Below are 12,528 nucleotides of genomic sequence, written 5' to 3' on the forward strand. Positions count from 1 at the left end.
GCGCGACCATGCGCCACCCCCGACACCTTCCCTACCTGTACCTGGCCCCGGGCCTGGTGATCTTCGCCGCGTTCGTGCTCTACCCGCTGGCGCGCTCGGCCCAGTTCTCGCTGTACGCATGGGACGGCCTGGGGGCCTCCACCTGGGTCGGACTGGCGAACTACGCCGACCTGCTCGCCGATCCGGTGCTGCGCGCGGCCTTCGGGCACGCGTTCGTGCTCATCGGCTTCTTCTCGCTCGTGCCGCTCGCGCTCGGCCTCGCGCTCGCCGCGATCCTCACCCACGGGCGGGTGCGCGGCCTGGGCATGTTCCGCACGGTCGTGTTCCTGCCGCAGGTCATCGCGATGGTCGTCGTCGCGGTCGCCTGGCGCCAGATCTACGCCCCCGACGGCACCCTGAACACCGCCCTGCGCGCGATCGGCCTCGACAACCTCGCGATCCCCTGGCTCGGGGACTACACGTGGACCCTGCCCGCGGTCGGCGTCGTGGGCACGTGGGTCCAGCTCGGGCTCGTCACGGTGCTGCTCATGGCCGGCATGGCGAAGCTCCCGAAGGAGATGTACGAGGCGGCCCGCATCGACGGCGCCGGCCCCGTGCGCGAGTTCTTCGCCATGACCGCCCCGAACGTGCGCGCCGAGATGGCCGTGGCCCTGACCCTGACGATCATCGCCGCGCTCAAGACCTTCGACCTCGTCTACGTCACCACCGGCGGCGGGCCCGGGAACTCGACCACGGTGCCCGCCTACGAGGTGTACACGCGCGCCTTCCGGGAGGGCGCCGTCGGCTCGGCCGCCGCGATCGCCGTCACGCTGGCGATCCTCATCTTCGGCATCAACCTCATCGTGAACAAGCTCGTCGACCGGCCCGCAGGGTGAGGCGGCGGTGATCGTCTCCCGGCCCGAGCGGGTCATGAACTACGTCGTGCTCCTCGTGTTCGCGGCCTTCGCCCTCGCCCCGATCCTCGTGATCCTCACGACCGCGCTCGCCCCGAGCACCACCTCGCCGGGCGGCCTGGCCACGTTCGCGAGCGCCTGGACGCAGGGCCGGTTCGGGCATTACCTGAGCGTCTCGGCGCTCGTCGCCGTCGTCGTGGTGACCACGGCGACCCTGTGCTCGATCCTCGCCGGCTACGCGCTGGGCACGATGACCTTCCGCGGCTCGGGGATCGTGTTCTCGCTGTTCCTGCTCGGGCTCATGATCCCGACCGAGGCGATCGTCGTTCCGCTGTTCTACGACCTGCGCGGCCTCGGCCTGACGAACACGCTCTGGGCGGTCGCGTTCCCCCAGATCGCCCAGTCGATCGCCTTCGGCGCCTACTGGATGCGGGCCTATTTCCGGGCCGCGCCCCGGGCGCTCATCGAGGCGGCGACCCTCGACGGCGCCTCCCCGCGCCGCGTGCTCTGGTCGATCCTCGTGCCGATCGGGCGCCCGGCCGTGACCACGCTCGTGCTGCTGACGTTCATGTGGACCTGGAACGAGTTCCTCATCCCGCTGGTCATGAGCCCCAACGGCGCGTTCCGCACCGCCCCGCTCGCGCTCGCGCTGTTCAAGGGGCAGCACGTCGAGGCCACGGGACTGCTCGCCGCGGGCGCGGTGCTCGTGGCCCTGCCCGTGGTCGTCCTCTACCTGTTCCTCCAGCGGCATTTCATCCGCGGCATGATCGAGGGGGCGGTCCGTGAATAACGAGCGTATGGACGGCGCCCGCTCGCCCCGGCGCGGCGTCGTCGCCGTCGATCTGGGGCCGGGTGTGCGCGCGTTCTTCACCACCCGGGCCGGGGGTGCCTCCGGCGCCGGGTTCGCCGGGCTCAACCTCGGCCACCACGTGGGCGACGACCCGGCGGCCGTGCGCGCGAACCGGGCCCTCGTCGACGCGTGGGCCGGGGCGCCGGTGGCCTACGCGGACCAGGTGCACGGGGTGCGCGTGCTCGACCCGGCCCGCCTCCCCCACGCGGACTCCCGCCACATGCCGATCTCGCCGGGGTCATCGCGGCCGGCCGGCTCGAATGCGGCACCGCCGACCGGGGACGCCTGGTGCACCGCCTCGACCACGCCGGTGGCGATCATGGTCGCCGACTGCACGCCGCTGCTGCTCGCGGATCCCGAGGCGGGTGTCGTGGCCGCCGCGCACTGCGGCCGGGCGGGCCTGGCCGCCGGCGTCGTCCCGGCGACACTCGCGGCGATGATCCGCGCGGGCGCCGCACCGGATCGCGTCCGGGCCGCGATCGGCCCGGGGATCTGCGGCGAGTGCTACGAGGTGCCGGCGAGCCTGCGCGCCGAGGTGAGCGGCGTCGTCCCCACGACCGGTTCGACCACGAGTTGGGGCACGCCGGCGATCGACATCCCGGCGGGGATTCGCGCGCAGCTGGCGGCCGCGGGCGTGCGCGACGTGACCGATACCGGCCTGTGCACGCTCACCGACGAGCGGTTCTTCTCCTACCGCCGCGCCGCCGGCGCCCCGACGGGCCGCTTCGCCGGGGTGATCGGGCTCCTCCGCTAACAGGTGATCGGTCGAACAGCAGATCCGGCACCTCGGTCACCCGATCCGGGGTCCGGATCTACCGTTCGTCACGCCATCTGCGTATTCGAGTCACTTCAAACTGTGATGTACGTCAGTCCTCCCTGTAAGCCAACAACCACGCGGGCTCAACCATCCTCGGCGCCAGTAGAGAAGTCAGCTACATTGACCAATTCCATGTCCCCGTCCAATCGAGAACATCGATGATTGCTGAGTCACTCGTCCCATCGGCGAAGAATACGTCACATTCAATAATCGATCCCACTGGGGCGATTGCGGGATCTGGACACGAAACGCGTGAATTGGGAAGCAAATAGTACTCTGCCAGATCCGACTCTATCTCATCTTCAAGAAAATCGGCCTCGTACTCAACACCACCCGCAATGGCGACGAGCGGCATCATTGCGATGGCCAGGAGGAACGACGCGACCCAGAGCGACGGTATCCACCATGTCTGCTTTGACCGCAGCGTCCGAGACACAAGGTAGGCGGGCACGAGAAAAATTGCAGCAAACCACGTGGATACCCTCGGCGCAAGGCCCGCCTTCCGTAGGTTCATGACATCCCAGGCACAGAGCAGACTATTTCCCGCGAAAAATATCAGCATCGCACCCGCACTTACACTCGAAAAACTCATTTGAAGCAATGCGATGGAGACGAGCTGCCACAATATCGGCGTAGCCACAAGCGCCCACGCCGCGATATTCTCAATCTTCGTAGGCGCCCACACGAACGGTGTCCATGGCGTCGCCGGGGAGGGCTGGCCGTACGGAGGCGCCTGCCCGGGATGCCAGGGCGGGGTTGGTGATTTCTGCGGTGCGCCCGCCACGCTACCTGGCACGCCGTACTCGTCCGCGACGTAGAATTGCCACCCAGGTGGAGCCGGCGGCCAATAGGGATCGGGCTGCCATCCAGGCGGGGGCATCCATCCTGTGGGCACTGGGGGCCACCCGGGGGCAGGATTGAATCGCATTCGGGCTCTTTTCTGTCGGTGGACGATGACGAGACTGTTGACTCAGACCCATTGAACCAGTTCCTGATCTACCCGGCGGCACTCCATCTCGAGAGCCGGCACAAGTTGCGCGAAGTCGCGAGCTACATGGGCATGCCAGCCCAACGTTATCGGCACACCGCCACGCAGAATTTACGCACTGGAGGCAACTTCTATCGATGCTGCCCTCCAGGCACCGGCAGCGGCCAATTGGCCGCTGGGGCACATCGGGGATAGATGCCCCGGCGGGGCTCCGCGCGCACCTGGCGGGCACGGGTGTGCGCGACGTGACCGACACCGGCTTGCGACCCCTGACCGACGAGCTATTTCTTCTCCTACCACCGCACCGCAGGAGAGCCGACCATCCCCTTCGCCGGGGAGCTCCGGCGGCCGCACCAGTTCCCTCTCAAGATCAAGGTTATCGTCGCCTTTCGATGCGTTCACTACGACAGCCTCATTCTCGACCGAGCCGGAACAGCTGGACGCGTCCGGTCGCAGGTCGAGGTGAAGCCGGAGTGCGACATCCAACCTCTAAGAACACGGCCGGCAGGAGTCCCGGCCGGGGTCCGATCGGCTCGACGCGGACCGCACCAATCCGCTTCTCCTACGCCACGGAGTCGCGATCGATCCCGGTCTCGACCGCGGGCCGGGCTGCCTGGAACGGGAACATGCGAGACACGTAGCTCGTGAGCGGGACGACCATTGTCGCGCCACGTCCGACTCGGGTCACCGTCACGTTCGTGCGGTCGTTGCTCACGACGCAGCCAACCTTCGCCTAGTCGCATCTCACGGCGGAGCATCAGCGAGTCCGTCCTCGGACGTGGCCGCCCAAGCGGTCGCCTCACCGCTCGACGACCACTCCTCCCATGCCGCGGCGTAGTCGCCTTCGAGGTCCGGATGACGGAGGAGCCCGATGGCCCGGCGGACCGCCGCAGACCGCGACGGCAGGCCCGCGCGGCGAACGACGTCGTCCAGGACTGCCAGGTCCTCGTCCGAGAGGCGGATAGTGATCTTCATACCCGATCCTACCGAGGCGCCCCCGCTCGCAGGGGTCAGGGGGTCGGTGCGCGCTACGCCCCCACGATCACGGCGATGCCGGAGACGATCGCGAAGCCGAGCACGACGTGGCGCAGGAGTGGTCCGTCGAGGCGGTGATGCACGAGCGAGCTGGCAAAGGAGCCGGCGAGCAGGAACGGCAGCAGCGCGGCCGTGAGCCGCAGTGTGCCGAGGTTGATCTCGCCGCCGATGCCGAGCACGACGAGGGAGAGGATCTCGCCGACGAGGAAGCAGACCGCCACCGTGGAACGCAGCGTGGGGCCGGGCCGGTGCTGATACGCGAGCACCAGCGGCGGGCCGCCGACCCCGGTCGAGGTCTCGGTGATGCCGGTGACGAGGCCGACGACCGCGAACGCGGTGCGGTTCGGGTCGAAGGCGGGGGCCGCCAGCGCGATCACGGCGGCGATCACGGTGGACCAGCCGATGAGCAGCGCGAGCTGGTGCAGGTCGACGACCATGAGGATCCACAGGCCGACGAACGTGCCCGCGAACCGGCCCACGCCGACCCACGTGACCCCGCGCCAGTCGAGCGCGGACCGCTCGCGCCAGGCGATATGGGCGTTGAGCGGGATCATGAGCACGAGCAGCATGACCGGGATGAGCGAGGGATCGAGCAGGCTCACCACCGGCGCCGCGATCATGGCGAAGCCCATCCCCGTCGAGCCCTGCACGAACGCGGAGACGAGCACGGTCGCCGCGAGGATGATGAACGCGGCCGCGCTCATACTCCGGCCCCGCCCCGGCGCGCGCGGCGCCCCCATTCGCGGATATCGGCGAGCCTCGCCATCGGCCTCCTTCGCCGCCGGGGCTCGCATCCGAGCAGCGCGCATCGATTCTGGGCGCCGGCGACGCTATCGAAGTCTCGAACCTCGGTCAATCGGCGCGGGGACTACTCGTGCCGCAGATCCTCCGGACGGATCCGGGACCGTGTCAGCGGCAGGGTCGCCAGGGAGGCCGTCAGCGCGCCGATCGTGATGACGACACAGACCGTGATGAGCGCCGAGCCGTCCACGGGCAGGCCCGCTCGCTGCGAGGTGTCGAGCCGCAGGAGGGCGGTGAGCGCGGCCCAGCCCAGGCCGAGCGCCATGGCGATGGCGGTGGCCAGCGGCACGGCGGTGGCCAGCGCCTGCGAACCGCGCAGGATGCGGGCCGGAATCCCGACGGCGACCAGTCGGGCGCGTCCCCTCCTCCTGGCTCGTGCCCGGTCGATCGAGGCCACGACGAACACCAGCAGCGCCACCGCGATGCTCGCGCCCACGACCGTCCAGACCGTGACGCGCATCGTGACGACCTGCTCGTAGTCCGGCATGGCCGGTGCGAAGACCTGCATCCCGTATTCCTCGGCCAGGCGCTCGACGTCCCCACGGACCTCGCCTCCCGCCGACGCGATGACGTTGACACTCGGCGGTTCCGGGGCGCCGTTCTCCCGGGCGATCGAGGACGGCACGAACAGGTCGATACGTTCGGGGTGCCACCACCGATCCATTGTCGCCCGCACGTCCTGGGTGAGGACCGAACCGACCCGTGCCGAGAAGGACTCACCGGTGTCGCCGATCGACAGTCCCACCCGGGTGGGAGCGTGAGCGGCGTCCACCTCCCACAGGTGTGCGAACAGGTCGCCCGGCGCATCCGCGTGGGTGATCCATGCCGCCCGCCCGTCCGCACACCCGGCCACGGCCGCGACCAGGGCGAGCTGCGAGCAGGTGCCGACGAAGACTCTCGGGCACACGCCGCCGCCGGCGGCACAGGACGCCGGCGAGACCGTGGGCCTCGGGATCACGCCCTCCACGGCGGGAAGCGCGGCCAGCCGCTCGCTCAGGTCGGCCGGCACCGGTTGCTCCCCCGGTGAACTGACCCAGATCTCCTGCGGCCCCTCCTCCACCTGGTGGACGTAGGAGGCTCGCACACCACTGGACTCGTACAGGCCGAGATAGCCGATCGCCACGAACGCGATGAAGGTCGTGACACCCAGGGCCGTGACCCGCCGGGAGATCGCCACGCCGTGGGTCTCCATGGACCGACCGGCGAGCATCACCCAGGTCGCGTGGCCGCGGGCGAGCATCCGGGCGACCTGGGAGGTGAGGAGCGGCACGGACAGCACCACCGTGGCGGCCGCCGCGACCGCGGCTCCGAACAGCGCGTACGCCGTGCGGACGCTCACGTGGTCCGGTGGCGTGACATACACGGCCAGGAGGAGTCCGAGGGCGATCGGAAGCGGGGTCAGCCGCCAGAGTGAGGGCCGCAGCACCACCGCCTCGAAGACGCCTGCTCCCAGGCCGCGCAGTCGGCGCACCGGGGCGAGCGCCAACACGGCCGCCAGCGCCACCACCGCCGCCGCGACCACCGCGAGGCTTCCCCCGACCGCGATCGGTTGAGCCAGAACGGGCGCCGCGACCGCCGTGAGCACGAGCCGCAGGAGGAGGAACACGCCGACGCCGAGGGCGCTGCCGAGCAGCGCGGGAATAAGGATCTCGACCGCGGCCACCAGCAGCACCCCGCGGCGTCCGAGCCCGAGCAGCACGAGTGCTCCGAGGCGCCGATCGCGCACCTCGGAGGACAACCGCCCGACCGCGAGGATGAGCGCCACCACGGGAGCCGCGATCACGGCGAGCGTGGTCGCGACCGGACCACGGAGGGGATCGACCATGAGCGGGTCCGGTCCCGCCGGGAACATCGCCTCGGGCAACTCCCATGCCAGCGTGAGAAGCGCGACCGCGAGGGCACACCCCACCACGACGCTGAGGAATCGCAACCGGCCACCGGCCCGCGTCAACCGAGCACCGAGCACGACCAGGGCGGCCATCAGGGAGCCTCGGGCAGGTGCGCCGCCGGCGTGCGCAGGAGCCCATCGCGCATCTGCACGTCCCGATCCGCGAACGCGGCGACCGACATCTCGTGGGTCACCAGGATGACCGCGGCCCGCGTCTCCCGCGCGGCTCCGATCAGCGCCTCGAGCACCTGCTCACCGGCGAGGGTGTCGAGGGAGCCCGTGGGTTCGTCCGCGAAGACGACCTCGGGGGAATGGATGAGCGCCCGGGCGACGGCCGCGCGCTGCGCCTGCCCGCCGGAGACCTCGTTGAGTCGGCGCCCGGCAAGGTCCGCGATGTCCAACGTGGCCATGAGGTCCAGGGCGAGCCTGCGCGCCGGTGACCGTCTCTGCCCCAGCAACCGCAGCGGCAGCTCCACGTTCTCCACGAGGGTCAGTTCCGGCACGAGGTCCCCGAACTGGAAGACGAATCCCATCCGCCGCAATCGTGCCTCGGCCCGGGCACGCTCCGTGCGGTGGTCGATGCGCTCCCCGCTCAGGTGAACCTGGCCGTGATCCGGCGTCAGCAGCCCGGCCAGGAGATGCAGGAGGGTCGACTTCCCGGACCCGGAGGGCCCCATGAGCGCGACGATCTCCCCGGAGCGGACGTCGATGTCCACGCCGCCGACGGCCTCGTCCCTGCCGTAGGCGTATCGCAGCCCGCGGCCGCTCACGGTGATTCCCGGGCCCCGGTTCATCGATCCTGGCCCAGCACTCGTGCCACGTCGTCGCGGATATCCGCGAGCCGGGCCGCGGCGAGTTCGATCCAGCGCATATCGGCCTCCAGGTGGGCCATCTCGAAGTCCGCGGCGATGCGGTCGATGACGTCCCCGGCCGATCTGGCCGCGGTCAGCTCGCGCATGCGCGCCAGGTAGACCTCGCGCTGCCGGTCGAGGATCCGATCGACGGGCTTGCCTCCCGCCAGCGCGAGCACGACCCGGGTGAACAGTTCGCTCGGACGCCCCGCGGGAACATTCGGGGTCAGCAGCCAGCGATCGAGCTCCGCGATCCCGTCACCGGTGATCGCGTAGACCTTCCGGTCGGCTCCCTCGCCGGGCTCGAGGCCCACGCCGTCGGCCAGGCCATCGCGTTCCAGCCGGGCGAGTGTGGCGTAGACCTGACCGAACCGCAGCTCGCGTTCCTGCCCGAGCAGGCCGTCGTACCGGCGCTTGAGGGCGAAGCCGTGGGAGGGGCCGATCTCCAAGAGGCCCAGGAGCGACATCGGAATACTCATGCCCACAGTTCACCATGTGTATACCCTCAGTGTCTACCTGGAGTGGCTGGACCCGTCACTGGCCGTGCCTGCCGCAGCACACTACGGTCTGTGACATGGCGACGTATTCGATTCGCAGTACGGCGGAGGTTGACCACGCCCTGGCGCTTCTCACCGATGAGGGACAGTCTCGGTCCGCGGCGATCCGGCAGGCCATCATCGAAGCGGCGCGCACTCGCCGGCGGGCTCGCCTGCGCGCCGAGGCCGAGCGACTACGTAGAGATCAGGCCGACGTCACGGCGGCGCGTCGGCTCGAGTCGGAACTGGACCACATCTGCGCGTGGTGACCTCGGAATCCGCCGGCCCCCGGCGGTGCGCGGGCATGGGTGCGAATCTGGGAGAATCGGGCCCATGACTACTGCTTCCCGCCACGCCAAGGCACGCCCGACCGCCCCGGTGCGCGACGTCGTCCATACGCCGGACAAGGTGAGCCTCGAGGGACTGGAGGCGCGGTGGGATGAGGCGTGGTCCGAGGCGGGGCTGTTCGCCTTCGACGAGCGCACGACGCGCGAGCAGGTCTACTCGATCGACACCCCGCCGCCGACGGCGAGCGGGTCGCTGCACGTGGGGCACGTGTTCTCCTACACCCAGACCGATGCGATCGCGCGCTACCAGCGGATGGCGGGCAAGAACGTCTTCTACCCGATGGGCTGGGACGACAACGGGCTGCCGACCGAGCGGCGGGTGCAGAACTACTACGGCGTGTTCGTGGACACGTCGCTGCCGTACGAGGAGGACTTCGAGCCCCCGTTCCACGGCGACATGCCCAAGAGTGCCCGGCAAGTGGGCATCTCCCGGCGCAACTTCGTCGAGCTGTGCCTGCGGCTGACGACCGAGGACGAGAAGTCCTTCGAGGAGGTCTTCCGCCACCTCGGGCTGAGCGTCGACTGGGCCCAGACGTATCAGACGATCTCCCCCACCTCCCAGGAGGCCTCGCAGCGGGCGTTCCTGCGCAACCTCGCCCGCGGGGAGGCCTACCAGATCGAGGCCCCGACGATGTGGGACGTCACGTTCCGCACCGCGGTCGCCCAGGCCGAGCTCGAGGACCGCGAGCGCCCGGGCGCCTATCACCGGGTCTCCTTCCACCGGGCGGCTGCCGACGGTGGAGAAGGCGCGAGCGAGCCGGTGTTCATCGAGACGACGCGCCCCGAGCTGCTGCCCGCGTGCGTGGCCCTCGTGGCCCACCCGGACGACGAGCGCTACGCCGACCTGTTCGGCACGACGGTCACCTCCCCCGTGTTCGGGGTCGAGGTGCCGGTGCTCGCCCATGCCCTCGCCGACCCCGAGAAGGGCTCGGGCATCGCGATGATCTGCACCTTCGGCGACACGACCGACGTGACCTGGTGGCGCGAGCTCAACCTGCCCGCCCGCACCGTCATCGGCCGCGACGGGCGCTTCCGGCCCGAGGCCCCCGAGGCGATCACCTCCGAGGAGGGCCGGGCCGCCTACGCCGAGCTCGCCGGGCTCACGGTGTTCTCGGCCCAGAAGCGCGTGGTCGAACAGCTGACCGCCTCCGGGGACCTGCACGGGGAACCGAAGAAGATCACCCACCCGGTCAAGTTCTTCGAGAAGGGCGAGCGGCCGCTCGAGATCGTCTCCTCGCGGCAGTGGTACCTGCACAACGGCGGCCGCGACGACTCGAGCGACGGCCTGCGCGCCGGGCTGCTCGAGCGCGGCGAGGAGCTCACGTGGCACCCGCCGTTCATGGCCTCCCGGTACGCGAACTGGGTCGGCGGGCTCAACGGCGACTGGCTGCTCAGCCGGCAGCGGTTCTTCGGCGTGCCGTTCCCGCTGTGGTACCGACTCGACGCGGACGGCGAGCCCGGCTACGACGAGCCGCTCACCCCGCCGGAGAGCGCGCTCCCGATCGACCCGAGCATCGACGTTCCCGCCGGCTACACCGAGGACCAGCGCGGCGTCCCGGGCGGATTCGCCGGCGACCCCGACGTCATGGACACGTGGGCCACCTCCTCCCTCACCCCGCAGCTGGCGGGCCGGTGGGAGCGGGAGGGCGACTTCTTCGCCAAGGTGTTCCCGATGGACCTGCGCCCGCAGGCCCACGACATCATCCGCACGTGGCTCTTCTCCACCGTCGTGCGCTCGCACGCCGAGCACGACACGCTCCCGTGGCGGCACGCGGCGATCTCGGGCTGGATCCTCGACCCGGACCGCAAGAAGATGTCGAAGTCGAAGGGGAACGTCGTCACCCCGATCGGGCTGCTGCACACCCACGGCGCGGACGCGGTGCGGTACTGGGCGTGCTCGGCCCGGCTCGGCGCGGACACGGCCTTCGACGAGCAGCAGATGAAGATCGGCCGGCGGCTCGCGATCAAGGTGCTCAACGCCTCGAAATTCGCCCTCTCGCTCGGGCCGGTGCGGTTGGACGGCGCCCTGGTCACCGAGCCGATCGACCGCGCCCTGCTCGCGGGGCTCGCCTCGGTGGTCGAGACCGCGACGGCGGCCTACGCCGAGTACAACTACACGCGCGCGCTCGAGGTGACCGAGACGTTCTTCTGGACGTTCTGCGACGACTACCTCGAGCTGGTCAAGGACCGTGCCTACGGTCACGAGGACTCCGGGGCGAGCGCGGCGCAGACGGCCTCGGCGCAGGCGACGCTCGCGATCGCGCTCGACGTGGTGCTGCGGCTCCTCGCCCCCGTGCTGCCGTTCGCGACCGAGGAGGTGTGGTCGTGGTGGCGCGAGGGCTCCGTGCACGCGAGCCCGTGGCCGGGCGTGGAGGTCCTGCGCGACGCCGGCGGGGCGGCCGACCCGACCCTGGTCGATGCGGCCGGGGCGGCGCTGGCCGCCATGCGCAAGCTCAAGAGCGAGGCGAAGGCCTCCCAGCGCACCCCGTTCGGCGACGTGAGGATCACCAGCTCCTCGGACGAACTGCTCTCGCGGGTGAAGGACGACCTGCGCCGGGCCGGGGTCGTGCAGGGACAGTTGACGATCGCGGCGCAGCAGGCGGACGTCCAGGGCGAGGTCCGGGTGACCGGCGAGCTCGTCACCGCGGAGTAGTCCCGACCCACCTCGGCCACCGTGCAAGAATGAACCCGAAAACAACACTTCGGGACACGAGTCCGCGGGGACAAGCCAAGGAGGGCCAGTGTTAGTGACCGAACGCCGCCGGCGCGTGCTCGAGGAGGTCCGCCGAAAGGGTGCGGTCACCGTGACCGACCTGTCCGAACGGCTCGGCGTCAGCGGCATGACGATCCGCCGCGACCTCGAGGCACTCGCCGGCGACGGCATGCTGGAGAAGGTGCACGGCGGCGCGACCGTCCGGCACGCCCCGAGCGCCGAGGAGCTCGACTTCGACGAGACCTCCCAGCAGCGCCGGGCCGAGAAGGAGGCGATCGCCGAACGCGCCGCCCAGCTCGTTCAGCCCGGCATGTCGGTCGGGGTGTCCGCGGGATCGACCACGTGGACCTTCGCGCGGCACCTGCGCGGGATCTCGGACCTGACGATCGTGACCAACTCGCTGCGCATCGCCGAGGAGTTCCGGCGCACGGATCCGGACCGGACCGTGGTCATCACCGGCGGCGTGCGCACCCCCTCGGAGGCGCTCGTGGGCCCGGTCGCGGTGCGCGCGCTCCAGGTGCTGCACTGCGACGTGCTGTTCCTCGGCGTGCACGGGGTGGACCTGCGCGCCGGACTCACGACCCCGAACCTCATGGAGGCCGAGACGAACCGGGCCCTCGTGGCCTCGGCGCAGCAGCTCGTGGTGCTCGCGGACCATTCGAAGTTCGGCCGGGTCGGGTTGAGCACGATCGTGGAACTGAACGCCGTGGACACCCTCGTGACCGACTCCGGCGTGGACCCGGAGGCCCTCGAGGTCGTCGGCGAGCAGGTGGGCGAGCTCATCACGGTGGCCGCGCCGGGCCAGTGAG

13 protein-coding genes are annotated in these 12,528 nt (G+C 70.4%); 6 read left to right on the top strand and 7 right to left on the bottom strand.

The genetic code is table 11. The features are described 5' to 3' along the window. Nucleotides 1-8: 8 nt before the first annotated feature. The 3 genes from GCE65_RS10905 to GCE65_RS10915 are packed head-to-tail and all read left to right on the top strand — an operon-like array spanning nucleotide 9 to nucleotide 2,497. Nucleotides 9-875 carry a carbohydrate ABC transporter permease gene (locus tag GCE65_RS10905; RefSeq protein ID WP_153878407.1) on the top strand — a complete coding sequence of 289 codons (867 nt, stop codon included), beginning with the start codon at nucleotides 9-11 and terminating at the stop codon, nucleotides 873-875. A gap of 7 nt (nucleotides 876-882) precedes the next feature. Further along, a complete protein-coding gene (locus GCE65_RS10910) occupies nucleotides 883-1,683 on the top strand; it encodes a carbohydrate ABC transporter permease (RefSeq protein WP_153878408.1) in 801 nt (266 codons plus the stop codon). After that, nucleotides 1,676-2,497: a polyphenol oxidase family protein gene (locus GCE65_RS10915; protein WP_228759905.1), complete on the top strand. Its 822-nt coding sequence runs from the start codon at nucleotides 1,676-1,678 to the stop codon at nucleotides 2,495-2,497. The genes GCE65_RS10910 and GCE65_RS10915 overlap by 8 nt, the downstream gene beginning before the upstream one ends. A gap of 178 nt (nucleotides 2,498-2,675) precedes the next feature. Here the strand turns inward: GCE65_RS10915 and GCE65_RS10920 are convergent, their stop codons facing one another. From GCE65_RS10920 to GCE65_RS10950, 7 genes are all read right to left on the bottom strand, one after another. Further along, a complete protein-coding gene (locus GCE65_RS10920; RefSeq protein ID WP_153878409.1) occupies nucleotides 2,676-3,245 on the bottom strand; it encodes a hypothetical protein in 570 nt (189 codons plus the stop codon). Nucleotides 3,246-4,110: 865 nt separating this feature from the next. Beyond that, nucleotides 4,111-4,263 carry a hypothetical protein gene (locus GCE65_RS10925; RefSeq protein WP_153878410.1) on the bottom strand — a complete coding sequence of 51 codons (153 nt, stop codon included), beginning with the start codon at nucleotides 4,261-4,263 and terminating at the stop codon, nucleotides 4,111-4,113. Between the two features lie 29 nt (nucleotides 4,264-4,292). Next, nucleotides 4,293-4,523 carry a ribbon-helix-helix domain-containing protein gene (locus GCE65_RS10930; protein WP_153878411.1) on the bottom strand — a complete coding sequence of 77 codons (231 nt, stop codon included), beginning with the start codon at nucleotides 4,521-4,523 and terminating at the stop codon, nucleotides 4,293-4,295. Nucleotides 4,524-4,576: 53 nt separating this feature from the next. Further along, the gene (locus GCE65_RS10935; protein ID WP_153878412.1) at nucleotides 4,577-5,287 is read right to left on the bottom strand and encodes a sulfite exporter TauE/SafE family protein; all 711 of its coding nucleotides are present in this window, start codon (nucleotides 5,285-5,287) and stop codon (nucleotides 4,577-4,579) included. A gap of 164 nt (nucleotides 5,288-5,451) precedes the next feature. Next, nucleotides 5,452-7,365 carry a hypothetical protein gene (locus GCE65_RS10940; RefSeq protein WP_153878413.1) on the bottom strand — a complete coding sequence of 638 codons (1,914 nt, stop codon included), beginning with the start codon at nucleotides 7,363-7,365 and terminating at the stop codon, nucleotides 5,452-5,454. Next, complete coding sequence (locus GCE65_RS10945; protein WP_153878414.1) at nucleotides 7,365-8,066, bottom strand: ABC transporter ATP-binding protein; 702 nt, start codon at nucleotides 8,064-8,066, stop codon at nucleotides 7,365-7,367. The genes GCE65_RS10940 and GCE65_RS10945 overlap by 1 nt, the downstream gene beginning before the upstream one ends. Beyond that, nucleotides 8,063-8,602, bottom strand: coding sequence for a PadR family transcriptional regulator (locus GCE65_RS10950; RefSeq protein WP_153878415.1), 540 nt, complete (start codon nucleotides 8,600-8,602; stop codon nucleotides 8,063-8,065). The genes GCE65_RS10945 and GCE65_RS10950 overlap by 4 nt, the downstream gene beginning before the upstream one ends. A 95-nt stretch (nucleotides 8,603-8,697) precedes the next feature. Here GCE65_RS10950 and GCE65_RS10955 point away from each other — a divergent pair, with 95 nt between their 5' ends. The 3 genes from GCE65_RS10955 (at nucleotide 8,698) to GCE65_RS10965 (ending at nucleotide 12,527) form a co-directional block, all read left to right on the top strand. Next, nucleotides 8,698-8,928 (top strand): hypothetical protein, encoded by a 231-nt coding sequence (locus GCE65_RS10955; RefSeq protein ID WP_153878416.1) that lies wholly within the window; start codon nucleotides 8,698-8,700, stop codon nucleotides 8,926-8,928. 64 nt (nucleotides 8,929-8,992) lie between these two features. Further along, complete coding sequence (gene valS, locus GCE65_RS10960) at nucleotides 8,993-11,659, top strand: valine--tRNA ligase (RefSeq protein WP_153878417.1); 2,667 nt, start codon at nucleotides 8,993-8,995, stop codon at nucleotides 11,657-11,659. Nucleotides 11,660-11,753: 94 nt separating this feature from the next. Beyond that, nucleotides 11,754-12,527, top strand: coding sequence for a DeoR/GlpR family DNA-binding transcription regulator (locus GCE65_RS10965; protein WP_370460110.1), 774 nt, complete (start codon nucleotides 11,754-11,756; stop codon nucleotides 12,525-12,527). Nucleotide 12,528: the final 1 nt, after the last annotated feature.

Source organism: Pseudactinotalea sp. HY158 (assembly GCF_009660225.1).
Lineage (GTDB): Bacteria > Actinomycetota > Actinomycetes > Actinomycetales > Beutenbergiaceae > HY158.

Coding starts and splice junctions, on each gene's coding strand:
- GCE65_RS10935 (WP_153878412.1), bottom strand. CDS start 5,287: ATGAGCGCGGCCGCGTTCATCATCCTCGCGGCGACCGTGCTCGTCTCC.
- GCE65_RS10905 (WP_153878407.1), top strand. CDS start 9: ATGCGCCACCCCCGACACCTTCCCTACCTGTACCTGGCCCCGGGCCTG.
- GCE65_RS10955 (WP_153878416.1), top strand. CDS start 8,698: ATGGCGACGTATTCGATTCGCAGTACGGCGGAGGTTGACCACGCCCTG.
- GCE65_RS10950 (WP_153878415.1), bottom strand. CDS start 8,602: ATGAGTATTCCGATGTCGCTCCTGGGCCTCTTGGAGATCGGCCCCTCC.
- GCE65_RS10945 (WP_153878414.1), bottom strand. CDS start 8,066: ATGAACCGGGGCCCGGGAATCACCGTGAGCGGCCGCGGGCTGCGATAC.
- GCE65_RS10930 (WP_153878411.1), bottom strand. CDS start 4,523: ATGAAGATCACTATCCGCCTCTCGGACGAGGACCTGGCAGTCCTGGAC.
- GCE65_RS10940 (WP_153878413.1), bottom strand. CDS start 7,365: ATGGCCGCCCTGGTCGTGCTCGGTGCTCGGTTGACGCGGGCCGGTGGC.
- valS (WP_153878417.1), top strand. CDS start 8,993: ATGACTACTGCTTCCCGCCACGCCAAGGCACGCCCGACCGCCCCGGTG.